Source organism: Nonomuraea diastatica, assembly GCF_004349015.1.
GTDB lineage: Bacteria > Actinomycetota > Actinomycetes > Streptosporangiales > Streptosporangiaceae > Nonomuraea > Nonomuraea diastatica.
Genome location: NZ_SMKP01000476.1, coordinates 1 through 415 on the forward strand (window position 1 = coordinate 1; position 415 = coordinate 415).

Annotated in this window: 1 pseudogene; it reads left to right on the forward strand. The window is 76.4% G+C overall.

The window, feature by feature from the left end:
* Positions 1-142: 142 nt before the first annotated feature.
* Positions 143-415: pseudogene (locus E1294_RS52235) on the forward strand (hypothetical protein); the annotation flags it as partial.

Below are 415 nucleotides of genomic sequence, written 5' to 3' on the forward strand. Positions count from 1 at the left end.
GCCCTCACCCGCCCCCTCGTCCCTGCCCGGCGCCGCTTCGCCCGGTGCGGGTTCGTCCGGTGCGGGTTCGTCCCCGGTCGGCGCCGCCGGCAGGTCCCGTACGGGGATCGGCGGTCACGGTACGGAACCGCCGGGCCTTGCGGTGCCATCCGGCAGCGCGGTGTGGCGGTGCGAGCCGGACGCGCTGCGGGCCGGCGTCGCCGCGCAGGGCGGGTTGCCGGAGGACGTGCTGCCGCTCGACCGCCTCCAGGTGATCGCCACCGTGCTGGGCGCGTCCGACCCTCTCCGCCACCAGCTCGATCCCGCCTCCGTGACCGACACGGGCCGCCGCCTGATCGCCGGCCTGGTCGACGCCATGCCGCAACTCAGCGAGCCCCAGGGAGAGTCGATCGCCCAACGGTTGTGGTCCCGCCTG